20 protein-coding genes and 1 riboswitch are annotated in these 23,236 nt (G+C 72.2%); of the genes, 14 read left to right on the top strand and 6 right to left on the bottom strand.

Going from position 1 to position 23,236, the window contains the following annotated elements; all coding sequences use genetic code 11:
• Nucleotides 1-11: 11 nt before the first annotated feature.
• Together FHU35_RS07505 and FHU35_RS07500 are read right to left on the bottom strand one after the other, a co-directional pair.
• Nucleotides 12-1,001 (bottom strand): VanZ family protein, encoded by a 990-nt coding sequence (locus tag FHU35_RS07505; RefSeq protein WP_145737603.1) that lies wholly within the window; start codon nt 999-1,001, stop codon nt 12-14.
• Nucleotides 1,002-1,120: 119 nt separating this feature from the next.
• Nucleotides 1,121-1,666 (bottom strand): YbhB/YbcL family Raf kinase inhibitor-like protein, encoded by a 546-nt coding sequence (locus FHU35_RS07500; RefSeq protein WP_145737602.1) that lies wholly within the window; start codon nt 1,664-1,666, stop codon nt 1,121-1,123.
• 190 nt (nt 1,667-1,856) lie between these two features.
• Here FHU35_RS07500 and FHU35_RS07495 point away from each other — a divergent pair, with 190 nt between their 5' ends.
• The 4 genes from FHU35_RS07495 to FHU35_RS07480 all read left to right on the top strand — a co-directional run bounded on the left by FHU35_RS07495 (nt 1,857) and on the right by FHU35_RS07480 (nt 5,433).
• Nucleotides 1,857-2,828, top strand: a complete 972-nt coding sequence (locus FHU35_RS07495) for a sugar kinase (RefSeq protein ID WP_246110119.1) — start codon at nt 1,857-1,859, stop codon at nt 2,826-2,828.
• Nucleotides 2,821-3,423, top strand: a complete 603-nt coding sequence (locus FHU35_RS07490) for a bifunctional 4-hydroxy-2-oxoglutarate aldolase/2-dehydro-3-deoxy-phosphogluconate aldolase (RefSeq protein ID WP_145737601.1) — start codon at nt 2,821-2,823, stop codon at nt 3,421-3,423. The genes FHU35_RS07495 and FHU35_RS07490 overlap by 8 nt, the downstream gene beginning before the upstream one ends.
• Before the next feature lie 37 nt (nt 3,424-3,460).
• On the top strand, nt 3,461-4,372 hold the full coding sequence (locus tag FHU35_RS07485; protein ID WP_145737600.1) for a D-isomer specific 2-hydroxyacid dehydrogenase family protein: 912 nt from the start codon (nt 3,461-3,463) through the stop codon (nt 4,370-4,372).
• A 260-nt stretch (nt 4,373-4,632) separates the two neighbouring features.
• Nucleotides 4,633-5,433, top strand: coding sequence for a S1 family peptidase (locus FHU35_RS07480; RefSeq protein ID WP_145737599.1), 801 nt, complete (start codon nt 4,633-4,635; stop codon nt 5,431-5,433).
• Nucleotides 5,434-5,447: 14 nt separating this feature from the next.
• Here the strand turns inward: FHU35_RS07480 and FHU35_RS07475 are convergent, their stop codons facing one another.
• Complete coding sequence (locus FHU35_RS07475) at nt 5,448-6,359, bottom strand: LysR family transcriptional regulator (RefSeq protein WP_145737598.1); 912 nt, start codon at nt 6,357-6,359, stop codon at nt 5,448-5,450.
• Nucleotides 6,360-6,541: 182 nt separating this feature from the next.
• Here FHU35_RS07475 and FHU35_RS07470 point away from each other — a divergent pair, with 182 nt between their 5' ends.
• Complete coding sequence (locus FHU35_RS07470) at nt 6,542-7,753, top strand: MFS transporter (protein WP_246110118.1); 1,212 nt, start codon at nt 6,542-6,544, stop codon at nt 7,751-7,753.
• On the opposite strand, the gene FHU35_RS07465 is transcribed toward FHU35_RS07470, so the two are convergent.
• Nucleotides 7,667-8,293, bottom strand: a complete 627-nt coding sequence (locus FHU35_RS07465) for a LysE family translocator (RefSeq protein ID WP_145737597.1) — start codon at nt 8,291-8,293, stop codon at nt 7,667-7,669. The two genes, FHU35_RS07470 and FHU35_RS07465, sit on opposite strands and share 87 nt — an antisense overlap.
• A 298-nt stretch (nt 8,294-8,591) precedes the next feature.
• Here FHU35_RS07465 and FHU35_RS07460 point away from each other — a divergent pair, with 298 nt between their 5' ends.
• The 3 genes from FHU35_RS07460 (at nt 8,592) to FHU35_RS07450 (ending at nt 12,261) form a co-directional block, all read left to right on the top strand.
• The gene (locus tag FHU35_RS07460; RefSeq protein WP_186459290.1) at nt 8,592-9,407 is read left to right on the top strand and encodes a S1 family peptidase; all 816 of its coding nucleotides are present in this window, start codon (nt 8,592-8,594) and stop codon (nt 9,405-9,407) included.
• 80 nt (nt 9,408-9,487) lie between these two features.
• Nucleotides 9,488-9,970 carry a GNAT family N-acetyltransferase gene (locus tag FHU35_RS07455; RefSeq protein WP_145737595.1) on the top strand — a complete coding sequence of 161 codons (483 nt, stop codon included), beginning with the start codon at nt 9,488-9,490 and terminating at the stop codon, nt 9,968-9,970.
• Nucleotides 9,971-10,026: 56 nt separating this feature from the next.
• Nucleotides 10,027-10,198: riboswitch (cobalamin riboswitch) on the top strand.
• Nucleotides 10,199-10,233: 35 nt separating this feature from the next.
• Nucleotides 10,234-12,261: a putative cobaltochelatase gene (locus FHU35_RS07450; protein WP_145737594.1), complete on the top strand. Its 2,028-nt coding sequence runs from the start codon at nt 10,234-10,236 to the stop codon at nt 12,259-12,261.
• A 365-nt stretch (nt 12,262-12,626) separates the two neighbouring features.
• On the opposite strand, the gene FHU35_RS07445 is transcribed toward FHU35_RS07450, so the two are convergent.
• Entirely contained in the window at nt 12,627-13,787 is a 1,161-nt protein-coding gene (locus FHU35_RS07445; protein WP_145737593.1) for an MFS transporter, read from the bottom strand.
• Nucleotides 13,788-13,909: 122 nt separating this feature from the next.
• Here FHU35_RS07445 and cobO point away from each other — a divergent pair, with 122 nt between their 5' ends.
• The 6 genes from cobO to FHU35_RS07415 all read left to right on the top strand — a co-directional run bounded on the left by cobO (nt 13,910) and on the right by FHU35_RS07415 (nt 22,190).
• Nucleotides 13,910-14,524: a cob(I)yrinic acid a,c-diamide adenosyltransferase gene (gene cobO / locus FHU35_RS07440; RefSeq protein ID WP_145737592.1), complete on the top strand. Its 615-nt coding sequence runs from the start codon at nt 13,910-13,912 to the stop codon at nt 14,522-14,524.
• Nucleotides 14,518-15,876, top strand: coding sequence for a cobyrinic acid a,c-diamide synthase CobB (locus FHU35_RS07435; RefSeq protein ID WP_145737591.1), 1,359 nt, complete (start codon nt 14,518-14,520; stop codon nt 15,874-15,876). The genes cobO and FHU35_RS07435 overlap by 7 nt, the downstream gene beginning before the upstream one ends.
• Before the next feature lie 263 nt (nt 15,877-16,139).
• Nucleotides 16,140-17,426 (top strand): precorrin-4 C(11)-methyltransferase, encoded by a 1,287-nt coding sequence (gene cobM / locus FHU35_RS07430; RefSeq protein WP_222429292.1) that lies wholly within the window; start codon nt 16,140-16,142, stop codon nt 17,424-17,426.
• Between the two features lie 209 nt (nt 17,427-17,635).
• The gene (gene cbiE, locus FHU35_RS07425) at nt 17,636-18,835 is read left to right on the top strand and encodes a precorrin-6y C5,15-methyltransferase (decarboxylating) subunit CbiE (RefSeq protein ID WP_145737590.1); all 1,200 of its coding nucleotides are present in this window, start codon (nt 17,636-17,638) and stop codon (nt 18,833-18,835) included.
• 113 nt (nt 18,836-18,948) lie between these two features.
• Nucleotides 18,949-20,706 (top strand): precorrin-3B C(17)-methyltransferase, encoded by a 1,758-nt coding sequence (gene cobJ / locus FHU35_RS07420; protein ID WP_145737589.1) that lies wholly within the window; start codon nt 18,949-18,951, stop codon nt 20,704-20,706.
• 50 nt (nt 20,707-20,756) lie between these two features.
• On the top strand, nt 20,757-22,190 hold the full coding sequence (locus FHU35_RS07415; protein ID WP_145738025.1) for a pyridoxal-dependent decarboxylase: 1,434 nt from the start codon (nt 20,757-20,759) through the stop codon (nt 22,188-22,190).
• A gap of 105 nt (nt 22,191-22,295) precedes the next feature.
• Here the strand turns inward: FHU35_RS07415 and FHU35_RS07410 are convergent, their stop codons facing one another.
• Complete coding sequence (locus FHU35_RS07410; RefSeq protein ID WP_145737588.1) at nt 22,296-23,192, bottom strand: DMT family transporter; 897 nt, start codon at nt 23,190-23,192, stop codon at nt 22,296-22,298.
• Between the last annotated feature and the right edge of the window lie 44 nt (nt 23,193-23,236).

Here is a 23,236-nt window from a genome sequence, read left to right as displayed (position 1 = left end):
CCCATCCTGCCTCACTCGGTGCGGGCCGTCTCCGGCCCGCGCACGTCGCTCAGTTCCAACCCGGCGAGCCGCCCGGTGATTCCACGCCGATCTCGGTCGCAGATCACACCGACCGCGTGCGCGCAGCACCACAGCAGGCCGAGCACCGCGCTGGGGGCGCCGCGCAGCAGCTCGCAGCCACCTTGCAGCAGCGCCAGTCCGCCCGTGCCCAGCGCCCACCGCAGCACCACGGCCAGTCGACCAGGTGAGCGCGCTCGCAGCAGGACGAGCCGCTGTCCGGGCGTGCCGTCCCCGCGGCGGGTCACGCCCAGCAGGGCCAGGGACGGGGTCAGCCACGCCGCGCCGGCCTGCAACGCCGACGAGGGCGGGACGCCGGACCAGCGCAACGCGAACCCGGTCAGGTGCACGCACGTCACACCCAGCCACCACAGCAGCAGGACGTCGCAGCACATCGCCAGCAGCCGCCGCTCGGCCGAGACCGGCCGCGGTTCGCCGGCGCACCTGCTGCTGCCGCTCGGGAGGCCGCGCAGCAGCGGTGCGAGGAAGCTCCCGAGCAGCGACCCTGCGGTGTTGGCGATGACGTCGTCGACGTCGAAAACGCGGTAGGAGCAGGGGAACTGGAACCACAGGCCGGTCAGCTGGGTGGCCTCGACGAACACCGACAAGCCGGCCCCCGTCAGGGCGGTGACCGCTGGTGCCCGTCTCAGCAGCGCGCCCAGCGGGACGAACAGCGCGATGTTGCAGACGAACTGCTCGATCCCGGCGGTGCTGGTCAGCGCCGACAGCGGGCGCAGTTGCGCGGGGAAGCAGGAGGTGCCGACCGGCGGCAGGACGTAGCAGGCCAGCCCGATCGCGTAGAGCAGCACCGCGAAGCGCAGCGCGGCCGTGCCGACGCGCAGCTCGCCGTGCCTGCGGTAGTGGCCGGCGACGAACGACGGCAGCAGCAGCGCGGCGACCCCGATCGCGATCACCGCTGCGGCGGATCCCGGCAGCAGACTCATCTCTCGCACCTCCTCATGAAGAAAGAGGCGCGAACACCCTCAACAGATACAGCTCGATCGGGTGATCACGACGTCGCGCCCGCCCGGAGAGATCCGGACGGGCGCGACGGACAACAGCATCAGTGCTGGTAGGTCGGGGTGATGACGGCGCGACCGACGGTGTGGAAGGCCAGATTGAAGCTGACCACCGCCGGGGACGCGTTCTCGTCCGCGCCCAACTGATCGGTGTCCACCGCGTGCACCACGAAGTAGTACCGGTGCGGCCGGTCGCCCGGCGGCGGAGCGGCACCGCCGAACGCGCGTTCGCCCATGTCGTTGGCGACGTGGAACGAACCCGCCGGGATGTTCTGCCCGTTGCGGTTGCCCGCGTCGGCGGCCAGCTCGGTGACGTCGGCGGGCACGTCGACCAGGACCCAGTGCCAGAAGCCGCCCGGGATCGGTGCGTCCGGGTCGAAGCAGGTGACCACGAAGCTCTTGGTCGTCTCCGGGAAGCCCGACCAGCTCAGCTGCGGGGACACGTTCTGCCCGTTCGCGCCCATGCCGTCGAAGGCCTGCGCCTTCGACATCGCCCGGCCGTCGGCCACGTCGGTGGAGGTGACGGTGAACTCGGGGACCGCAGGCAGGAACGAGTACGGATCAGGATCGATCGAGCGCTCCAGACTCATGCGAGCATCCTCCTTTTCCTGATGGCTAGGGGGTGATCGTCGGCGATCACCGGGCACAGCCTAGGAGACCTCACGCGCCTCCGGCTCGCCGGTTCTCCCGGCAATGTTGCGCTCTCCGCAATGAGGGGTGTGCATTCTGCAGCGACGAGTGGCTAAGCTGGCGCCCGATTCAGCGGTGACGGGAGGAAACGTGGCACAGCCGGGCGACGAGACCGAGGTGTTGTGCCTGGGCGAGACCATGTCGTTGGTCGCCCCGTCCGCACCGGTCCCCTTGGAGGAATCCGCCTCCTTCACCCTCTCCGCCGGTGGTGCCGAGTCCAACGTGGCCGTTCACCTCGCCTCGCTCGGGCACCGCGTGCGGTGGGCGAGCCGGGTCGGTGCCGACCCGCTGGGACGGCGACTGGTCGCCTCCCTCGACCGATCCGGTGTCGAGACCGGTCTGGTCGAGGTGCGTTCCGATGCGCCGACCGGCGTCTACTTCAAGGACCCCGGCCCGGACGGCACCCGCGTGCACTACTACCGCGCGGGCTCGGCGGCCTCGACGATGGACCTGGACTTCCTCGCCGACGAGGTCATCGACGCCGCGCGCGTCCTGCACATCAGCGGCATCACCCCCGCGCTCTCGGAGAGCTGCGACCGGCTGATCCGGCGGTTGCTGACCCGCCCGCGCCGCGCCCCGATCTCCTTCGACGTCAACCACCGGCCCGCGCTGTGGCCGGCCCGGCACGCCGCTCCGGTGCTCGCCGAGCTCGCGCAGCTCGCCGACGTGGTGTTCGTCGGGCTCGACGAAGCCGCCGCCCTGTGGGGCGTGAAAACCGCCGAGGACGTGCGAGAACTGCTCGACTCGCCGGTCACGGTCGTGGTGAAGGACGGCGCCGAGGCCGCTCATGCGCTGGGCGAGACGAGCGCCGTCGTTCGCGCGCCGGCCGTCGATGTCGTCGAACCGGTCGGCGCGGGAGACGCGTTCGCGGCCGGATTCCTCTCCGGCGTACTCCGGGGCGAGGACGACGTGCGCTGCCTGCGGCGAGGGCACCTGCTGGCCGCGCACAGCCTGCGCAGCACCGAGGACCACGCCGCGCCGCCCGAGGCCGAATCGCTGGCGCGCTGGATGGCGCTCGACGAGCGGAGTTGGAACGCACTGCGATTCGGCGGAGATGAGTGAGATGTCCCTGCTGGACGAGCTTTTCGCCGGGCCGGTGATGGCAATCCTGCGAGGCATGGACCCGCAGCGGACGGTCGAGCTGGCCCGGCGAGCCTGGGACCTGGGCATCGACGCGGTCGAGGTCCCGATCGAGACGCCGGAGGCAGAACCGTCCCTGGCCGCGGCCGTGCGGGCGGGCGCCGAGCGCGGACGTCCGGTCGGCGCGGGCACGATCACCACACCGGACCGGCTGCGCACCGCTCGCGATCTGGGGGCGGCCTTCACCATCGCCCCCGGCCTCGACGCGGAGATCGTGCGGTTGAGCGCCGAGCTCGACCTCCCCCACGTGCCGGGAGTGGCCACGCCCAGCGAGGTCCAGCAGGCCCTGCGGCTCGGGTCGTCGTGGGTGAAGGCGTTCCCCGCCGCGGAACTGGGCAGCGGCTGGTTCCGCGCGATGAAAGGACCCTTCCCGGGGCTGCGGGTGGTCGCGACCGGCGGGATGAACGCGCGCAACGCGCCCGAGTTCCTGCAGGCCGGAGCCGATGTGGTCGCGGTCGGCTCAGCGCTGGAGGATGAGGCGCAGCTGCCCGCCTTGGCGCAGCTCGTCGACGCTTGAGGGCGTCTTGTCAGCAGCAGTGAGATCTGGAGGAGAAGTGAAGGTCCACGTTGGTCCGACGGCCCACCCGGAACTGGAATCCGCCGTGCTGGCGGCCGGTGCCGAGCTGAGCGCCGCGGAGGACGCGAACGCGCTGGTGTGGTTCGGCGGGGAGCCGAGCAGGTTCGCCGACTACGACCGGCCGGACCTGGAGTGGGTGCAGCTGCCGTCGGCGGGCATCGAGTCCTGGGTGAGCGCCGGTGTGCTGCGCGAGGACCTGACCTTCACCTCGGCCGCGGGCACCTTCGCGCAGACGGTCGCCGAGCACACGCTCGGCCTGATGCTCGCCGGTGCGCGGCAGCTGCCCGCGATGGCGCGGGCGACGGCCTGGCAGCGCCCGGAGGGGATGCGCAGCCTCGCCGGGTCGACGGTCGGCATCATCGGCGCCGGTGGGATCGGCAAGGCCCTGATCGAGATGCTGCGCCCCTTCCAGGTCCGGGTGCTCGCGGTGAACCGCTCGGGCAAGCCCGTGCTGGGGGCCGAGCGGACCTGCCGTTCCGAGGACGCCGAGGGCGTGAACGAGGTGCTCGCCGAGTCGGACTTCGTGGTGGTGGCGGCTCCGGCGACCTCGGCGACCTCGAAGCTCATCGACGCCGCCGCGCTGCGGACGATGAAGTCCGACGCGTGGTTGATCAACATCGCCCGGGGGTCGCTGGTCGACACCGAAGCCCTCGTCGAGGCGCTCGACGCCGGCCGGATCGGTGGGGCCGCGCTCGACGTGACCGACCCGGAGCCGCTCCGTGACGGGCACCCCCTGTTCAGCCACCCGCGCGCGCTGATCTCGCCGCACACGGCCAACCCGCCGTCGCTGCAGATGCCCGCCCTGGCGCGCCGGGTCGAGGAGAACGTCCGCCGCCAGATGGCGGGCCAGCCGCTGCTCGGTCTGGTGGACGTCGCCGCCGGCTACTGAACGGCCATCGTCCCAGTTCGTCCGTCCACTGCGGACATCACGTCGCAACCTGTTCTCGCCGTCGGATTTGTCCGTCCACTGTGGAGGAAAAGGATGGGCCGTCCGAGTGGAGAACGCCGTAAAATTCCACTCGTTCGTGTTGTGCTCCCGGCCGAGGTGTATCTGACAGGGGGTTCGTTTCCTCTTACTCGTGGACACTTTGGACGAGCCGGAGCGGCGGACGGACGGCCGCCGGGAGGCTCCGGGGGAGGAGACGAACCATGTCGAAGAAGTTCGGGGTGCGGGCAGCGGCGGGGACGCTGGCGGCGATGAGCCTGGTCGGCGGACTGCTGGCCACCACGGCGAACGCCACCGAGCAGGGTGCGGCTGCGCCGCCGATCGTCGGTGGCCAAGCCGCTCGGATCGCCGATCACCCGTGGGTGGTCTACCTGGCCGACGACCAGGGCAACCAGTTCTGCGGCGGCAGCATCGGCGCGGCCAACAAGATCATCACCGCCGCGCACTGCGTCAAGGGCGAGAAGCCCGCCTCGGTCCGGGTCGTCGCCGGGCGGGAGAACAAGTCGTCCGCCGACGGCGCCGAGGCCAAGGTCACCGACGTCTGGGTGCACCCCGACTACCAGGACGCCAACACCGGGTCCGACGTGGCGGTGCTGACCCTCGACCAGCAGCTCACGCAGGCGCCGTTGCCGGTCGCCACACCCGCCGACACCGCCTCCTACGAGGCGGGCCGGATGGCCACCGTGCTCGGCTGGGGCGCCACCTCCGAAGGCGGCGACGCCTCGGAGACCCTGCAGAAGGCCGAGGTCCCGCTGACCTCGGACGCCGACTGCAAGGCCGCCTACGACCAGTACGACCCCAAGGCGATGGTCTGCGCCGGGTTCCCGCAGGGCGGCATCGACAGCTGCCAGGGTGACTCCGGCGGTCCGCTGGTCGTCGACGGCAAGCTGGTCGGCATCGTCTCCACCGGCAACGGCTGCGCCCGGCCGGGCAGCCCAGGCATCTACACCCGCGTGGCGACCTACCAGGCCGACGTCCAGGCGCAGCTCACCGCGCAGCACTGATCACGCAGCACTGATCACGCAGGGGACAACCGCAGCCCGGGGCCCAGCTCCCGGGCAAGTCCGGTCGCGACGGTCCGGAAGGCCCGCACCTGCGGGCCGAGATCGCCGGAACGGCTGACCAGCACGCTGTGCTCCCACGGGGCGTCGGCCACCGGGACGCATCGGGTGCCGGGCCACGGGTAGAAGCGCTCGAAGGACTCCAGCGCCGAACCCGCCCCGCGTCCGGCGGCGGCGGTGGCGAGCACCTCGTGCGGCGTGACCGCGTCGTCCCGGCCGCGGCGCGGGGCCTCACCGCCCCGCGCCGCGGTAAAGTACAGGTAGTCGGAGAACTGGCGCGGCGTGCGCTCGGGAAGCCGGATGAACGGGAGGTCGAGCACGTCGGCCAGTTCCACCTCGGGCGCGTCGGCCAGTTCCCAGCGGGCCGGGACCACGACGATGCGCCGCTCGGTGGTCAGCACGTCGATCTCGACGCGCTCGTCCTCCGGCGCGGGCCGGACGAAGGCGACGTCCACGCGGTGCTCCAGCAGGGCCGACACGTGCTCGGTGAAGTCCAGCGGCACCACCCGGAGGTCGATCTCCGGGTGGGCCATCCGGAAGGCCTGCACGGTCGCCGGCGTCAACTCCGCCGAGCCGTGTCCCATGACGCCCACCCGCAAGGTCCCGGGCTCGCTGGAGGCGGCCTCGGCGACGTCGGCGCGGGCGACCTCGGCGGCGGCGAGCAGTGCGCGAGCGTGCCGCGCGAGCCGGTGGCCCGCAGGCGTCAGCCGCACCGGGCTGCGATCCAGCAGCGGCGTCCCGAAGTCCTGCTCCAGCTGCTTGACGTGCTCGGTGACGGTCGCCTTGGCCAGGAACAACCGCTCGGCGGCCCGGCCGAAGTGCGCTTCATCGGCCACCGCCAGCAACGTCTCCAACCGCCGCAGGTCCATCCCCGCAACGTAGAACCGGGCGAATCGAGAGGCCAGCGAATGAGAGGTGATTCGCGACGTCGGCCCAGCATCAGGCGTCGGCCTTGCTGCACTCACCGCGTTGATGCCGTCGGCGTTCGGGAAATCCGAACGGTCGGTACCTGCGGTGGCGTGGGGGACGTAGAACGTTAGGTGTGCGAAACGTGTGGGTGCCTGCCGCGCTGCTGCTGATGGTCGCCGGCTGGGGCGCGAACCAGTTCTCCCCGCTGCTGGGGGCGTACCGAGGCGAGCTGGGGCTGAGCCCTGCGTTCGCCACCGGGTTGCTCGCGCTGTACGTGCTCGGGCTGGTGCCCGGCCTGCTGTTCGGCGGTCCGCTGGCTGATCGGCGCGGCCGCAAACCGGTGGTGATCTGGGCGATCGTGCTCAGCGCGCTGGCCACCGTGGCGTTGATGCTCGGTGCGCACGTCGTGCCGTGGCTGGTGGTCGGGCGGCTGGTCGTCGGGGTGAGCACGGGTGCCGTGCTGGCCGCGGGGAGCGCCTGGGTGCGCGACCTGTCGCACCCGCCGTTCGGCACCGCGACCGAGGACGGCGCCGGTGCCCGCAGGGCGGGCGTACTGCTGGCGGCCGGGTTCAGCATCAGCGGCCTGGTTTCCGCGCTGGTGGCGACCTGGGTTCCGCTCCCGCTGGTCAGCGCCTACGTCCCGCACCTCCTGCTGTGCGCGGTGACGTTGCCGCTGGCGTTGCGCTGCCCCGAGACCCGCGTCGAACCGGTCGCCGGGGCGCCGCGCGGCGAGGGGGCTCGCGATCCCCGCTTCCTGCGCCGGGTGGCGCCGGTGGCGCCGTGGATCTTCCTGTGCCCCACGGTCGGTTTCGCGGTGCTGCCCGCGGCGGTCACCGCCCACGCGCCCGGCTACGAGGTGCTCTACGCCGGGGTGTCGACGTTGTGCGCACCGGGTTTCGGCGCGGTCGTGCAGCCGTGGGCGCGTCGGATCGCCCGGCGCGGGCTGCGCGCGACGGCCGTGTTCGGCCTGCTGGCCATCGCGGCCGGGCTGGTGCTGGCCGCGTTCGCGGCGTGGCAGGTGCAGCCCTGGCTGGGGCTGGTCGCCGCGCTGACGCTGGGCACCGGCTACGGCTTCGTCTCGACCTACTGCCTGACCATGGTCGGGCGCATCGCCGGGCCGTCCGAGCTCGCCGGGCTGACCGCGATCATGTGGGTGCTGGCCTACCTGGGCTTCTGCACGCCGTTCGTGGTCAGCCTGCTCTCGGGCGTGGTCACCGTGCCCGTCGTGCTCCTGGTGCTGGCCGGGCTCGCGCTGCTGACCCTGCTGTCAGCTCGCGACGAGTCCGATCGAGATGGTCACGAAAGCCGTCGCGCTCAACGCGTCCAGCGACTTCGAGACTCGGGGGTTCTTTAGCCGGTCGGCGATCCCGGCTGCGGCCAGCACGATGCCGGCCTCCCAGATCGCGGCCAGCAGCAGGAAGACGACGCCCAGCGCGACGAGCTGGAGCGCAGGCTGCGCGGACGCCCCGACGAACTGCGGCAGGAACGCGAGGCTGAACAGCAGCATCTTCGGGTTGGTCAGGTTGCTGAGCAGGCCGCGCAGGTAGGGGTTGCCGTCATCCGGCGGCGGAACGTCCAGCGAGCCGGATTCGCGCTTGGTCAGCCAGTACCCGCGCACGATGGTCGCCGCGAGGAAGAGGAGGTAGGCCGCGCCCACCCACTTCAGCGCCACCAGCACGCCCGGCGCGCTGGTGATCAGGGCTCCCAGTCCGGAGATGACCAGGGTGACCTGCAGCGCGCTGGCGCTGTGGATCCCGGCCAGCGCGAGCATGCCCGCCTTGCGCCCGTGGTTCAGCGATGTGCGCAGCAGCAGGAAGACGTCCACTCCCGGGGTGATGATCACGACCGCGCTCGCCAGCAGGAAGGCGGGCAACGGCGTCGGGTCCAGGAGCACGGCGAGTTCCTCTCTTTTCCGGGCAGCACGCACGGCTGCGTCCCTTGATCAGGTGCTTCTCGTCATCCGGTCAGGCGAAATCGGCGGACGCCCGGGGTGGAGGCACCCGGATCCGCAGCGGCCTGAGGTGGAGTTGCGATCGTCAACGCCGACGATCGCGAAAGAATTTGCTTTCCGGTTCCAGTTTATCGAAAGATTTTCCCGTCGGCGTGTGAGTTGCGCCTCGTGATGTTTCGGTGTGCGGGTGATTACGGTGTGTCCGCTCCGTCGATGACCGCGACAGCTGGAGGCACCCGCTTTGGGCCGCGAACAGGGATCCGCCGACAAGACCCGAGCGCTGCGCGCGCTCGCCATCGCCGGGGCGGTCACCGCGCTGGCGAGCACGAGCCCCGCCGCTCACGCCCAACCGGCGATCACCGGGGACGACCAGCCGCAGTCCCGGATCCTCGGCGGCTCCGGCGCCGACACCCAGGAGGCCCCCTGGGCCGTCGCGCTCACCGATCGGTACGGCAACCACTTCTGCGGCGGCACCCTGATCCGCGCTGGTGAGGTCGTCACCGCGGCCCACTGCGCGCACGACCCGCTCACCGGAGCGGAGCGCTCGCCCAGCGACCTCAAGGTGGTCGCCGGACGCACCGACCTGCGCAGCTCGGAAGGCACCGAAGCCGAGGTCGACAGCGTGTGGGTGCACCCGCAGTACGAGGACTTCACCACCGGCGACGACCTCGCGGTGCTCAAGCTCAGCACGCCCCTGCCGCAGCGCCCGCTGCCCGTGGTCGAGCCGGGCGACGAGTCGCCCTACCGGCCCGGCGCCCCCGCTCGCGTCTACGGATGGGGCCGCACCAGCGAAGACGGTCCGGCCTCCGACACCCTCCGGTCCGTGGAAGTGCCGGTGGCCCCCGACGAGAGCTGCCGCTCCGCGTACCCGAACTACGACCCGAGCAGCATGTTCTGCGCCGGATATCCCGAAGGCGGGCGCGATGCCTGCGCCGGCGACTCCGGCGGACCGATCGTCGCCGACGGACGGCTCATCGGCGTGGTGTCCTACGGAACCGGATGCGGTCGACCCGGCACTCCCGGCGTCTACACGAGGCTGTCCCACTACGCGCCGTGAGCCCGTGCGCGAGTGGTCTGCACAACTCCGGCCGCCGACGAGTTCGGGAAACCGGGAAGTCCTGTGATATCCAGGTAAGAGTGACCCTTCAGCCGCTCGCGACCGCCGTGCAACGCGCCTACACCGCGGACCTGGACGCCTACGACTTCTACCGGATGCTGCGGTTGCGCGTCGACGTCTTCGTCGTCGAACAGGAGTGCGCCTACCCCGAGCTCGACGGGCGGGACCTGGAGGATTCGACCCGGCACTTCTGGGTCGACTCCGCCGATGACTACGTGCTCGGCTACCTGCGGCTGCTCGAAGACCCCGACGGCACCTACCGCATCGGCCGCGTCTGCACCGCCAAGAGCGCGCGCGGCCTCGGCCTCGGGCGCAAGCTGATGCGCGCCGCCGTCGCCGAGGTGCAGAACTCGCCCGCCGTGCTGTCCGCGCAGACCTACGCCAAGGACTTCTACGCCTCCTTCGGCTTCGTGGAGACCGGTGAGGAATACCTCGAAGACGGCATTCCGCACATCGACATGCGCCGCGAACCCCGCCGCGCGGGCGTCACCGCCGGCCGCTGAATGTGAGTTGAGGCGCCAGGAGGTTGGGCGCTTGATCGACGTCTGGAACGATGTCGCTGAATCCGTTTGCAAGGGGTGTTGGCAGGAAGCCGGTGCGAATCCGGCACGGTCGGCGCCACTGTGACCGGGGAGCGGACCTCCCGCGCGAGCCACCGGGGTGACCTGGGAAGGCCGGAGGCCGTGACGATCCGGGAGTCAGGACACTGCGGCCCCTTGTTCCCGACAGCGGGGCGTCCGCACCCCGAGGAAGGAACCACACTGGCATGTCCGCTGCCCCTCGCTTCCCCTTCTCCGCTGTGGTCGGCCACGACGACCTGCGGCTCGCGCTGCTGCTCAACGCGGTGCACCCGCGCATCGGCGGTGTGCTGGTGCGCGGCGAGAAGGGCACGGCCAAGTCGACCGTGGTGCGCGCCCTCGCTTCGCTGCTGCCGCCGCTGGACGTCGTCGACGGCTGCCGCTTCGGCTGCGACCCGGCCGCCGCCGACCCGCAGTGCCCCGACGCGCCGCACGGCGACACCGCCACCCGGCGGCCCGCGCAGCTCGTCGAGCTGCCCGTCGGCGCCACCGAAGATCGGCTCATCGGCTCGCTCGACCTCGAACGCGCCCTCACCGAAGGCGTCCGCGCCTTCCAGCCCGGCCTGCTCGCCGGAGCGCACCGCGGCGTGCTCTACGTCGACGAGGTCAACCTGCTGCACGACCACCTCGTGGACCTGCTGCTCGACGCCGCCGCCATGGGCCGGGCGCACGTCGAGCGCGACGGCGTCTCCGTCTCGCACGCGTCGTCGTTCCTGCTCGTCGGCACCATGAACCCGGAAGAGGGCGAGCTGCGGCCGCAGCTGCTCGACCGCTTCGGCCTCACCGTGCAGGTCGCCGCGTCGCGCGAGGTCGAGACCCGGACCGAAGTCGTCCGCCGCCGGCTCGCGTTCGAAGCCGACCCCGCCGGATTCGCCGCCCAGTGGGCCGACGCGGACGCCGAGCTCGCCGAGCACATCAGCGCCGCCCGCGCCCGCGTGGAGAAGGTCGCGCTGCCCGACACCGAGCTGCGGCGGATCTCCGCGCTGTGCGCGGCCTTCGACGTCGACGGCATGCGCGCCGACCTGGTGCTGGCGCGCACCGCCGTCGCCCACGCCGCCTGGCGCGGCGCCGACGCTGTCGCCGAGGAGGACGTCGAAGCCGCGGCCCGGCTCGCTCTGCCGCACCGGCGCCGCCGCGACCCGTTCGACGAACCCGGGATGGCCGAGGACCAGTTGCAGCAGGCGCTCTCCGACGCCGCCGACCAGGCCGAGGACGAGCAGCCGGAGGATCCCGACGACGACCCCGACGGCGGTGGCCCGGACGGCGGCCCCGGCGGTGGCGAGCCGCAGGACGAGCCCACCGGCCCCACCGGCGGTGGCGGCGGCGAGCAGGAGGAGCAGGAGCAGTCCGGCAGCGGTGACTCCGAGCGCACCCCGGCGGGAGCAGGGCCGTCCTTCCGCGCCCGGCTCCTGGAAGTGCAAGGTCTCGGCGAAGGCGCCCCCGGCCGCCGCTCCCGCGCCCGCTCGCGCAGCGGACGCACCACCCGCGCGACCACCGTCGACGGCCACGGCCTGCACGTGACCGCCACCTTGGCCGCCGCCGCGCCCCACCAGGCCGCGCGCGGGCGCAGCGGTCCCGGACTCGTGCTGCGCTCCGAGGACGTGCGGCGATCCCTCCGCGAAGGTCGCGAGGGCAACCTCGTGCTCTTCGTCGTCGACGCCTCCGGATCGATGGCCGCCCGCGACCGGATGAGCGCCGTCAGCGGCGCCGTGCTGTCCCTGCTGCGCGACGCCTACCAGCGGCGCGACAAGGTCGGCGTGATCACCTTCCGCGGCGACCAGGCCGAAGTGGCGCTCCCGCCCACCTCGTCCGTCGACATCGCCGCAGCCCGGCTCCGCCGGATGCGCACCGGTGGCAGGACCCCGCTCGCCGACGGCCTCCTGCGCGCCGAGCACGTCATCCGCACCGAGAGCACCCGGGACCCGCAGCGCAGGCCGCTCGTCGTGCTGCTCACCGACGGCAAGGCCACCGTCGGCGTCCAGGGCACCCGATCCGCCCAGGCCTTCGACGACGCCCTGCGCGCGGCGCGCGTCGTCGCGGGGACCGGAACGGCCTCCGTCGTCGTCGACTGCGAGAGCGGCTACGTCAAGCTCGGACTGGCGAACCAGGTGGCCACAGCCCTGGGCGGGCCCAGCCTGCGGCTCGAGGAACTCTCCGCCGAACACGTCGCCGGAGTCGTGCGCGCCGTCAGTGGTGACAGCGGGTTGGCCGCTTAGTCTCTTTTTGGTTACGAGATTCAGCCCTGTGAGTACCGACCCATCGGTCGGATTGGTACGGTGACCACCAGTCCACCTGACCCCCAGGGGTGGACCTTCAAAGTGCCCCGCGCTCCCAGCGACCCCCAGGCCGGTTGAGCGCGGGGCTCTTTTTGTCTCTTGGTGTGGTCGTTCTGCTTGGCGGTGCCAGTGGCGGAACCTCAGACGCCTTCTGGGTCCGGGATCCGAGACTTGAGTATGAACGGATACGCGGCGCTTCGGCTGTCCTCCCCAGAAGGCGTCTGAGAACCCCCGGCGGTGCCGGTTGCTCAGGTGGTGAAGGAGGAAGCGACTTCGTCGCTTGCCTGACGTTCTTGTTTTGCTGTTCAGGCTGGGGTGGGTTGTTTTTGGTGGTAGCGGTGTCTTGCGTAGGTGGCTGTGGCTACGAGGGGGATGGCCACTGCTCCTGCTGTGATGAACAGGATCGTGTAGTTGCCGCGGTCCGCTAGGGGGCCTGCTGCTGCGGAGGCTGCTGCGCTGCCGAGGAACAGGGCGCAGGCGAAGAGGGCCACCGCCGTTCCCCTCGCTTCTGGAGCCACGGAGGTGGCCCAGGCCTGCAGGGAGGAGTGCATGAAGGACCAGCCGCCGCCCAGCAGGAGGGCCGTGATGATCACAGTGGCCAGGTTCGTGTCCACGGAGACCAGGGCGTAGCCGACGATCATCTGCGTGCCGCCGATGGCGATCAGGCGGGGGACCGGGACCGCGGAGTGGATGGCCTTGACGACCCTGGAGAACACCAGCACGCCCACGCCGTAGGCGCCCGTGGCCAAGCCCGCCACCGCGACGTCCAAGCCCTCGTTGACCAGCGCCGACGCCAAGAAGGTCATGGTGCCCAGCAGTACCGCGCCCTCCACGAAGACCAGGCCGAACACCAGCAGCGCCCAGCGGTTGCGCAGGACTCCGCCGATGTGGGAACCCACCCCGCCCGACACTGCCGCGCGGTCGGGTTCCGGGAGGCCGCGCAGCAGCAGCGCGCAGACCGCCGCGCACAGGGCCGGGACCGCGAAGACCACGCGCCAGTCCAGCCAGTGGGCCAGCACGCCACCGACCGCCGTCGCCATGGCCGTGCCCACCGCTTGAGCCGCCATCAGGTCCGACAGCGCGCTCTGGCGCTTCTGCTGGGAGACCGTGTCGCCGACGTAGGTCAGCGTCGTCGGGACCACCGCGCCCATGAACGCGCCCGCCAGCACCCGCGCCGCGATCAGCACCGGCAGCGACGGCGCGAACGTCGAGATCAGGCCCGTGGCGGCCGCCGCCAGCAGCGTGGCGCGCATGATCGGGATCCGGCCGTAGCGGTCCGAGAGGATTCCCCACAGCGGTTGCGAGAGCCCGTAGGCCAGGAAGTAGCCGCTGGCGACCGTGACCGCCGAGGCGATCGGGACGTGCATGCTCAGCGCGATCAGCACCAGCGTCGGGGTCACGGCGAACCGGTCGAAACTGCTGATGAACGAGGCTGCGGACAACACCAGAGGCGGTCTGGTGGGCATGCGGCGGCTCCTAGTTCTGGGACGCTCGTCCATCTTCACGCGTCGAACGCCGGTCGCAGCGGTGAAGTTGCCCACCTCATGCGGGGCCGTGCCCTGCGGATGTTCTTGGTTAGGGTCGATGCATGCCTCAGGGACAGCCTTCCTCCGTGCCAGCCGATGGACTCACCACGCGTCAACGCCGCAACCGGCCACTGGTGGTCGTGCACACCGGTGAGATGAAGGGGAAGTCCACCGCCGCCTTCGGACTCGCGCTGCGCGGCTGGAACCAGGGCTGGTCGATCGGTGTCTTCCAGTTCGTCAAGTCGGCCAAGTGGAAGGTCGGTGAGGAGTCGGCGTTCCGCGCCCTCGGCAAGCTGCACGAGGAGACCGGCGAGGGCGGTCCCGTCGAGTGGCACAAGATGGGCGAAGGCTGGTCCTGGACCCGCAAGAAGACCAGCGAGGAGGACCACGCCGCCGCCGCGCTCGAAGGCTGGCAGGAGATCGCCCGCCGCCTCGACGAGCAGACGCACGGCCTCTACGTCCTCGACGAGTTCACCTACCCGCTGCACTGGGGCTGGATCGACGTCGACGAGGTCGTCGCCAAGCTCCACGAGCGCGGAGGGCACCAGCACGTCGTCATCACCGGCCGCTACGCGCCGCAGGCGCTCATCGACGCCGCCGACCTCGTGATGGAGACCGGCAAGGTCAAGCACCCCATGGACGCCGGCCAGAAGGGCCAGAAGGGCATCGAGTGGTGAAACCCGATCGGGTGGTCTTCGCGGCTCCGGGGTCGGGCGAGGGCAAGACGACCGCGGTGACCGGCCTGCTCGGCGCGCTGAAGAGGCGCGGCGATCGGGTCGCGCCCTTCAAGGTCGGGCCCGACTACATCGACCCCGGCTACCACCGGCTCGCGGCCGGGCGGACCGCCCGCAACCTCGACCCGGTGCTGGTGGGCGCCGACCGCATCGCGCCGTTGCTGCACCACGGGGCCGCCGGCGCCGACATCGCGGTGGTGGAAGGCGTGATGGGCCTGTTCGACGGCCGCATCGGTGCGCAGGAGGATCTCCCGTACGGCTCCACCGCCCACGTCGCCGAGCTGATCGACGCGCCGGTCGTGCTCGTCGTCGACGCCAGGGGCCAGAGCCAGAGCCTCGCCGCGCTGCTGCACGGCTTCCGCAGCTACCGGCCGCAGGTCAGGGTGGCCGGGGTGCTGCTCAACCGCGTCGGCTCGGCCCGGCACGAGGAGGTGCTGCGCTCGGCCGCCGAGAGCGCGGGACTGCCGGTGCTGGGCGCGATCCCGCGCGCCGTCGACCTGGAAGTGCCCTCACGCCACCTGGGGCTGGTCACGGCCGTCGAGCACGGTGCCGAAGCGCTGCGCGCGGTGGAGGCGATGACCGACGTCGTGGAGGGGTCCGTCGACCTCGACGCCGTCGCCGCGCTCGCCCGCACCGCCGGTGAACTGCCCGGTCCCGCTTGGGATCCGGCTGCCGAAGTGCGGCCGCAGGGGCGTCCGGTCGTCGCCGTCGCAGGCGGTCACGCGTTCAGCTTCGGCTACGCCGAGTACGTCGAACTCCTCGAAGCCGCAGGTGCGGAGGTCGCGCTGGTCGATCCGCTGCGCGACGAGCGGCTGCCGCGCGGGACCGCCGGACTGGTGCTGCCCGGCGGCTTCCCCGAGCAGCACGCCTCCGCTCTGTCGGCGAACACCGCGCTGCGCAACGAGATTCGCGGGTTCGCCGGCACCGGTGCCCCGGTGCACGCCGAATGCGGCGGGCTGCTCTACCTCGGTGAAGAGCTCGACGGCGAACCGATGTGCGGGGCGCTGCCGGTGCGCGCGGCGATGACGTCGAAGCTGACGCTGGGGTATCGCGACGCGGTCGCCGCGACCGAATCCCCGCTGTTCGCCGAGGGGTCCCGGGTCAGCGGGCACGAATTCCACCGCACCGCAACAGAACCGGGCCACGGCGAGGTCCCGGCGTGGTTCTGGCGCGGTCCTTCCGGTCCGCAGCGCGAGGGGTTCGTCCACGGCGGCGTGCACGCCTCCTACCTGCACACCCACCCGGCCGGAAACCCCGATGCGGTGGCCCGATTCGTCGCGAGATGCCTGCGGTGAGGAGCCCTCGGCGCCGGCACCGGGGCTACCCGCGGTGATGTCCGCGCTGCGGAAGGTCAACGCGCTGCGGGAGCCCGCGGTGCCGCGAGGTACGGTCGTCGCCTGCGGCGGCGGGCGACGCCTGCGGTGGTGCGCGGTGCCCCGATCGGCCTGCACCGGGCCTCCGGACACCCGGTGCCGCTCGCTGAAGCGTCCGATGTGGATGCAGCGCCTGAGTTGTCGACAGTGGTAGTGCTGCCACCCAGAGGCGGAAGAGGAGAACCATGGTGACTGGTCGGATCTCGTTCGTCGGCGCCGGACCCGGCGCGGCCGACCTGATCACGCTCCGCGGAGCCAAGCGGATCGCCGAAGCCGACATCGTGGTGTGGACCGCGAGCCTGGTCACCCCGGAATGCGTGCAGGAGCACGCGCGGTCCGACGCAGAGCTCATCGACTCCTCCCGGCTCACCCACGAGCAGGCGGTGGAGATCTTCCGGCGGGCCGAGCGCGACAAGCTCAACGTGGCCCGCGTGCACTCCGGTGACCCCTCGCTGTGGGGTGGGGTTCAGGAGCAGCACGACGCCGCGGCCCGGATGAACGTCGAGGTCGAGATCGTGCCCGGTGTTCCCGCCTTCTCCGCCGCGGCGGCCGCGATCGGCCGCGAGCTGACGGTCCCGGAGGTCACCCAATCGCTGGTGCTGACCCGCCTGGAGGGCGCCAAGACCGCGATGCCCGACGGCGAGACGGTGCGCGAGTTCGCCAAGCACGGCAGCACGATGGCGCTGTTCCTCTCCGCCGCGCGCACCAGCCAGCTGGTCGAGGAGCTGCGGGCGGGCGGTTACCCGGACGACACCCCGGTGCTGGTGGCCTACAAGGTGACCTGGCCGGACGAGCTGCTGGTGCGCAGCACGCTCGGCGAGCTCGAAGCCGACTGCAAGAAGCACAAGCTGTGGCGGCACACCTTGTTCATCATCGGCAAGGGCCTCAACGCGGGCGGCGGCCGCTCGCACTCGTACCACTCGGGCCAGTTCCACTCCTACCGCAAGCCCGACAGGGAGGCCCGCCGCCCGCTGCGGGCCGAGCGTTCCGTCCGCCGCGTCGACGCCCCGCGGGAGAAGCCCGGCATCGACGCTCCGCGGGAGAAGTCCGGCGAGTCCCAGCGTGTCGACACCCCGTCCGCGAAGCCCGCGGAGAGCGACTCCGGCAAGCTCAAGGAGTCCGACGCGGCGTGGTGGGCGGTCCGCGACTGGCAGGAGTCCGCTCGGGGAGCGGCGCGGTTCGGCGCGAACCGCACCATCTCGATCCGCGAAGCCGACGAATCGCAGTCGCAGCTGTTCGGCGCCGACGAGGCCGGGGATCCGGAACCCGCTGCGCCGCAGCCGGAATCGTCCCCGTCGTCGGGGGCTGCGGCGACCCGGACCACGGCCAAGACCGGTACCGCGCGCAAGCCGGCGAACGCCGCGAAGTCCAGCGCGGCCAAGCGCAAGGCTCCCGCCAAGCCGAATTCCGGCAAGTCCAAGCAGACCGCCAAGCGCAAGCCCCCGGCGAAGCCGGACGACCAGTCGGAGTGATCCGCCGCTGAACCCGCCGTCGCCCGCCGCCCGTATGAGGTGTGGCAGCGCGGTGGCCGTTCCCCGGCGTGTGCGCACCGCGTGCGCGCCCCGGTGGCCGCAGTATTGGAGCCGTTCAGCGAGGAGTGCGGTCGAGGGCCGCGTGCTCGGGTCGTGGTCGATGGCCAGGCGCAGCACGGGGTCGCGGCCACCGAAGCGAGGTGAGTGACTTGGCAGTCACGGTGATCGGGGTCGACGGCGCAACGCTGCCGCCGGGTGGTGCCGAGGCGATGGAGCAGGCGCGACTGGTCGTGGGAGGCAAGCGGCACCTCGACGCGCACGCCCCGGACCACGCGAAACGTCTTGAGCTCGGACCGCTGGAACCGGCGCTCAACGCGCTGTTCTCGCTGTCCGGCGACGAGCGGGGCGTCGTGCTCGCGTCCGGCGACCCCGGGTTCTTCGGCGCGGTGCGCGCCCTGCGGGAGCGCGGCATCCGCTGCACGGTGCTGCCCGCGACCTCCAGCGTTCAGCGCTTGATGGCGCGCGCGGGACGTTCCTGGGACGACGTCGTGGTCGTCAGCGCCCACGGGAGCGATCTGGGCGCGGCGATCAACGTGTGCCGCGCCCGCCCCGCGGTGGCGGTGCTGACCGCCCCGAAGTCGGGGCCGGCGCAGATCGCCTCCGGGCTCGCCGGGTGGCGGCGGACGATGATCGTCGCCGAGGACCTGGGCGGCCCGAACGAGTCCGTGGTGACCGTGGACCCGGCCGATGCGGCCAAGCGCAGCTGGTTCGAACCCAACGTCGTGCTGTGCCTGGCGGACGCCGATGAGGTGCCGCCGCGCAGCTGGATGGCCGGTGGCGAGCCGATTCCGCCCGCGACCGGCTGGGCGTTGTCGGAGGACGAGTTCTCGCACCGCGACGGCATGATCACCGGCGCCGAGGTGCGCGCCGTGGCGCTGGCCCGGCTCGCCCCGAGGCCCGGCGCGCTGGTCTGGGACGTCGGAGCGGGTTCCGGTTCGGTGGCCGTGGAGTGCGCCCGGATGGGCGCTGCCACCATCGCGATCGAGTCCGACGAGGCGCAGGTCGTCCGACTGGTCACCAACGCCGCAGGTCATGGCGTGGACGTCCGGATCGAGGAGGGCAAGGCCCCGCAGGCGCTGCGCGAGCTGCCCAAGCCGGACTCGATCTACGTGGGAGGTGGTGGCCAGGAGGTCGTCACCGCTTGCGCCCACGCCGGGGCGTCGCGGGTGGTGGTCGCGCTGGCCGCGCTGGACCGGGTCGCGCCGACCCGCGAGACCCTCCGCTCGGCCGGGTACGAGGTCCACGGCGTTCAGCTGGCGGCGTCCCGCCTGGCGGAGCTGGAGGACAACTCGACGCAGCTGGAAGCGGCCAACCCGGTGGTGCTGATCACGGCGCAGAAGAAGCCCTGATCTCGCCCAGTGCGAGGTCGGCCGGGCCGATCGCGCGCCGGGACCGGCTCGCTCGGACGTGCCCTAGGGTGTCACCGGAACCGGGCAGGTGACGACGAGCGGGGGGAGAAGCAGTGATCGGTCTGTTCGCGGTGACCGCGGCGGGACGGCGGGCGGCCGCTGAACTCGCCGGACGGCTGGGGCCGGAGGCCCTGGTCGCCGACGGCCCGATCGGACCGGCAGTGCGGCGCCTCTGGGACCACCTCGACGCGGCCGTCTTCTTCCTGGCCAGCGGCGCGACGATCCGCCTGGTCGCTCCGCTGCTGCAGGACGAGCGCACCGACCCGGGCATCGTCAGCGTCGACGAGGCGCAGCGCTTCGCGATCGCGCTGACCGGTGGCCACGACGGTGCCGCCAACGCGCTGGCCGAGCAGGTCGCCGACGTCCTCGACTGCGCGTCGGTGACCACCACGGCTCCGGAGACCACCGGCACGACCGCCCTGGACGAGCTGGTCGACCAGCTCGACGCCACCGTCGACGGGGACCTGCCGGCCTGCGGAGCGGCGATCCTCGACGGCGCCCCGGTCGGGCTGGTCAACCCGCACGGATTCCCGCTGCCTGCGCTGCCGCCCAACGTCGGCACCGAGGTCGTCGGTCCGCTGTGGACGGTGGTGATCGACGACCGCCGCCCGACCGAGCAGGAGGAGCGCACGCTGCGCCTCATCCCGCGCACGCTGGTCGTCGGGATCGGGTCGTCGCGCGGAGTCTCGCGCACCGCGGTCACCGAGACCATCGCCAGGCTCGACAGCGAGCGGGGGCTGGATCCGCGCGCCATCCGCGCGTTCGCCACCGCCGACGTCAAGGCGGAGGAGGCGGGCATCCTCGACGCGGTGCAGGACCTGGGGTTCTGGCACTCCAGCGACGGCGGCGACGAGATGTCGCTGCTGACCTACCCGGCCGAGGTGTTAGCGGGCGTCGCCGTGCCCAACCCGAGCGAGGTGGTGCGCCGCGAGGCCGGGACGCCCAGCGTCGCCGAGGCGTCCGCGCTGCACGCCGCCGCCGAACTCGCCTACGGAGCTCCGGTCGAGCTGGTCGCGGACAAGATCAAGGGCGAGGGCGTCACGGTGGCCGCCGCGCGCATCCGGCCGCGCGGCAGGCTGGCCATCGTCGGCCTCGGCCCCGGCGCTCCGGATCTGCGCACGCCGCGCGCCGACGCCGAGCTGCGCCGCGCATCGGTGGTCGTCGGCCTCGACCGGCACCTCGACCAGATCCGGCACCTGCTGCGGCCCGGCACCGAGGAGCGCGGCACGCCGCTGGGGGCCGATGACGCCCGCGCCGCCGACGCGGTGGAGCTGGCCGAGCGGGGGCGTGCGGTCGTGCTGATCGGCTCGGGCGACGCGGGCGTGTTCGCGATGGCCAGCCCCGCTCTGGAGAAGGCCGACGTGGACATCGAGGTCGTCGGGGTTCCGGGCGTCACGGCGGCGCTCTCGGCCTCGGCGTTGCTGGGTGCCCCGCTCGGCCACGACCACGCCCTGATCAGCCTGTCCGACCTGCACACGCCGTGGGAGGTGATCGAGCGCCGGATCCGGGCGGCCGCCGAGAGCGACCTGGTGGTCTGCTTCTACAACCCGCGCTCCCGCAACCTCCACTGGCAGCTGGGCCGCGCTCTGGAAGTCCTCGCCGAGCACCGCCCGGCGACGACCCCGGTGGGCGCGGTGCGCCAGGCGAGCCGTGCGGACCAGACGGTCTGGTGCGCTCCGATCACCGAGTTCGACCCGGCCGACGTGGACATGCTCACCACGGTCGTCGTCGGCTCCTCGCAGTCCACTGTGGTCGGACGTCGGATGGTGACCCCGAGCGGTCACCGCTGGATGGCCGACGACGCGGGCTGACGCTGGGCTCGCCGTGCCCGGGGTGGCAGGCTGGCGGCGTGAGCGGAGACATGTCGCCGGAGGAGTTCCGGCGGGTCGGCAAGCAGGTCGTGGACTGGATCGCGGACTACCGAGCGGGGATCGAGTCGTTCCCGGTGCGATCGCAGGTGGAGCCGGGCGAGGTGCGGGCGAAGCTCCCGGCGCACCCGCCGGAGCGGGGAGAGGACTTCGAGCAGGTCCTCCGCGACCTCGACGAGATCCTGCTGCCGGGCGTGACGCACTGGCAGCACCCGGAGTTCTTCGCCTACTTCCCGTCGAACTCGACCGGGCCGTCGATCCTCGGCGATCTGCTCTCCAGCGGCCTCGGCGTGCAGGGCATGGTGTGGGCGACGAGCCCGGCGTGCACCGAGCTCGAAACGACCGTGATGGACTGGCTCGTCGCACTCCTCGGCCTTCCGTCGCACTTCCGCACCGACGCCGCCGGTGGTGGCGTCATCCAGGACTCGGCCTCCAGCGCGGTGCTGGTGGCGTGCCTCGCGGCGCTGCAGCGGACCGGTGAGGACGTGGCCCGCCTGGGCATCCGCCGCAGGCACACCCTCTACGCGTCGGAGCACACCCATTCCTCGCTGGAGCGGGCCGCGCGGCTGGCCGGCATCGGCTCCGACAACGTGCGGGTGGTCGGCACCGACCCGGACACGCTGGGCATGGACCCGCGACGGCTGGACGAGCTCATCGCCGCGGACGTGGAAGCCGGTGCCGTGCCGACCCTGGTGTGCGCGACGATCGGCACCACCTCGACCACCGCGATCGACCCGGTGCGCGAGATCGGCGAGGTGTGCCGGGAGCGGGACGTCTGGTTGCACGTCGACGCCGCGTACGCGGGAGTTGCGGCGGTGTGCCCTGAGCTGCGCTGGATCAACGACGGGGTCGCCGAGTTCGCCGACTCCTACTGCACCAACCCGCACAAGTGGCTGTTGACCAACTTCGACTGCAGCGCGCTGTGGCTGGCCGACCGGGCGCCGATGATCGAGGCCCTGTCGATCCTGCCGGAGTACCTGCGCAACTCGGCCACCGAATCCGGCGAGGTGATCGACTACCGGGACTGGCAGGTCCCGCTCGGCCGCCGGTTCCGGTCGTTGAAGCTGTGGTCGGTGTTGCGCTGGTACGGCGCCGAGGGGCTGCGCGCGCACATCCGCGGCACCGTCGCGCTGGCACAGGAGTTCGCCGGATGGGTGCGCGAGGACCCGGATTTCGAGCTGCTGGAACCGCATCCGTTCGCGCTGGTCTGCTTCCGACCGCGCTACCCGGAGCTGTCCGCGTCCGAGGCCGACGAGCGCACGCACCGGGTGATGAACGCCCTCAACGACTCCGGCGACCTCTACCTCACCCACACCAAGATCGGCGGGCGGACCCTCCTGCGGTTGGCGATCGGCTCCCCGGCGACCGAGCGCAGGCATGTCGAGGCGGCGTGGCAGCGGATCCGGAGGGCCGTCCAGGTGCGCTGACCGGGTGCTGCGGGCCGGTTTTGGTCCGAATTGACCGGGCGATCATGGACGGTTCGGACCGGAACTGCCCACGGGTCCACCGCGCGGGAGGATCGCCGTCTTCCGTCAGCGCGTCGAGGCCAGGGTGGGTTGGCGGGTCTCGGCGCGGGTGCCCAGGACGCACGCGGTGGTGGCGAGGGCGATGCCGAGAACCGCTGCGAGTGAGGGTGTTTCGCCGAGCAGGGGCCACGCGAGCACTGCGGTGAACGGGGGTACGGCGCTGAACAGGGCGCTCGCCCGCGCGGCTCCGCCGACGGCCACCGCTCGCAGGTAGCAGCTCACGCCCAGCACCGAGCCGGTGATGACCAGCCACAGCACGGCGGCCCCGGCTTGCGCCCAGTGCGTGACGTGGCCGTGCTCGAACAGCGCGATCACGCCGATCACCACGGCCGCAGCGGCGGTCTGCGCGGCCGCGCCGGAGCGGATGTCGATGCCGCCGCAGTAGCGCTGCTGGTAGAGGCCGCCTGCCGAGAAACCGAGCAGGCCGAGCAGCGTCAGCAGGATCGCCGGGTTCCACTCGCCTTCGGCCGCGACCTGACCGCCGAGGGTCACCAGCACCGCCAGCACGCCCAGCCCGAGTCCGAGCAGGCGCCACCTGCTCAGCCTCTCCCGCAGCAGCGCCGCCGCCAGAGCGGCCGTGAGCACCGGGTTCATCGAGATCACCAGCGCCGTCACCGACGCGGGCACCCCGGCGGCCATCCCGCCGTAGCAGCCGCCGAACTGCGTCGCGTGCGTGAGCAGGCCGGCCGCGGCGCAGTGCCCGAGCCCGCGGCCGGTCGGCCACACCGCGCCGCCGGCCAGCGCGATCACCGCGAGCACCGCTGCCGCCAGCGCCAGGCGCACCGCGGTGAGCAGGAACGGTGGTGCGGCGGCGACTCCGAGCGCTCCGGTCGGATATCCGCTGGCCCAGAAGAAGACGATGGGAGCGGCGAGCGAGAGCGGGATCGACCGCGACTGGTGCATGCCCCTGAGCGTTCAGCCCGCGCGCCGCTGCGTCCAACGACGAT

It is taken from the genome of Saccharopolyspora dendranthemae (assembly GCF_007829955.1).
GTDB classification, from domain to species: Bacteria; Actinomycetota; Actinomycetes; order Mycobacteriales; family Pseudonocardiaceae; genus Saccharopolyspora; species Saccharopolyspora dendranthemae.
The sequence above is the reverse complement of the archived record's forward strand: the minus strand, read 5'-3'. Positions and strand labels throughout refer to the sequence as shown.

What these genes read in the sequence shown, in the direction of transcription:
- FHU35_RS07505 (WP_145737603.1), bottom strand. Translation starts at nt 1,001, where the DNA reads ATGAGTCTGCTGCCGGGATCCGCCGCAGCGGTGATCGCGATCGGGGTC.
- FHU35_RS07500 (WP_145737602.1), bottom strand. Translation starts at nt 1,666, where the DNA reads ATGAGTCTGGAGCGCTCGATCGATCCTGATCCGTACTCGTTCCTGCCT.
- FHU35_RS07490 (WP_145737601.1), top strand. Translation starts at nt 2,821, where the DNA reads ATGAGTGAGATGTCCCTGCTGGACGAGCTTTTCGCCGGGCCGGTGATG.
- FHU35_RS07480 (WP_145737599.1), top strand. Translation starts at nt 4,633, where the DNA reads ATGTCGAAGAAGTTCGGGGTGCGGGCAGCGGCGGGGACGCTGGCGGCG.
- FHU35_RS07475 (WP_145737598.1), bottom strand. Translation starts at nt 6,359, where the DNA reads ATGGACCTGCGGCGGTTGGAGACGTTGCTGGCGGTGGCCGATGAAGCG.
- FHU35_RS07450 (WP_145737594.1), top strand. Translation starts at nt 10,234, where the DNA reads ATGTCCGCTGCCCCTCGCTTCCCCTTCTCCGCTGTGGTCGGCCACGAC.
- FHU35_RS07445 (WP_145737593.1), bottom strand. Translation starts at nt 13,787, where the DNA reads ATGCCCACCAGACCGCCTCTGGTGTTGTCCGCAGCCTCGTTCATCAGC.
- cobO (WP_145737592.1), top strand. Translation starts at nt 13,910, where the DNA reads ATGCCTCAGGGACAGCCTTCCTCCGTGCCAGCCGATGGACTCACCACG.
- cobM (WP_222429292.1), top strand. Translation starts at nt 16,140, where the DNA reads ATGGTGACTGGTCGGATCTCGTTCGTCGGCGCCGGACCCGGCGCGGCC.
- FHU35_RS07415 (WP_145738025.1), top strand. Translation starts at nt 20,757, where the DNA reads ATGTCGCCGGAGGAGTTCCGGCGGGTCGGCAAGCAGGTCGTGGACTGG.
- FHU35_RS07410 (WP_145737588.1), bottom strand. Translation starts at nt 23,192, where the DNA reads ATGCACCAGTCGCGGTCGATCCCGCTCTCGCTCGCCGCTCCCATCGTC.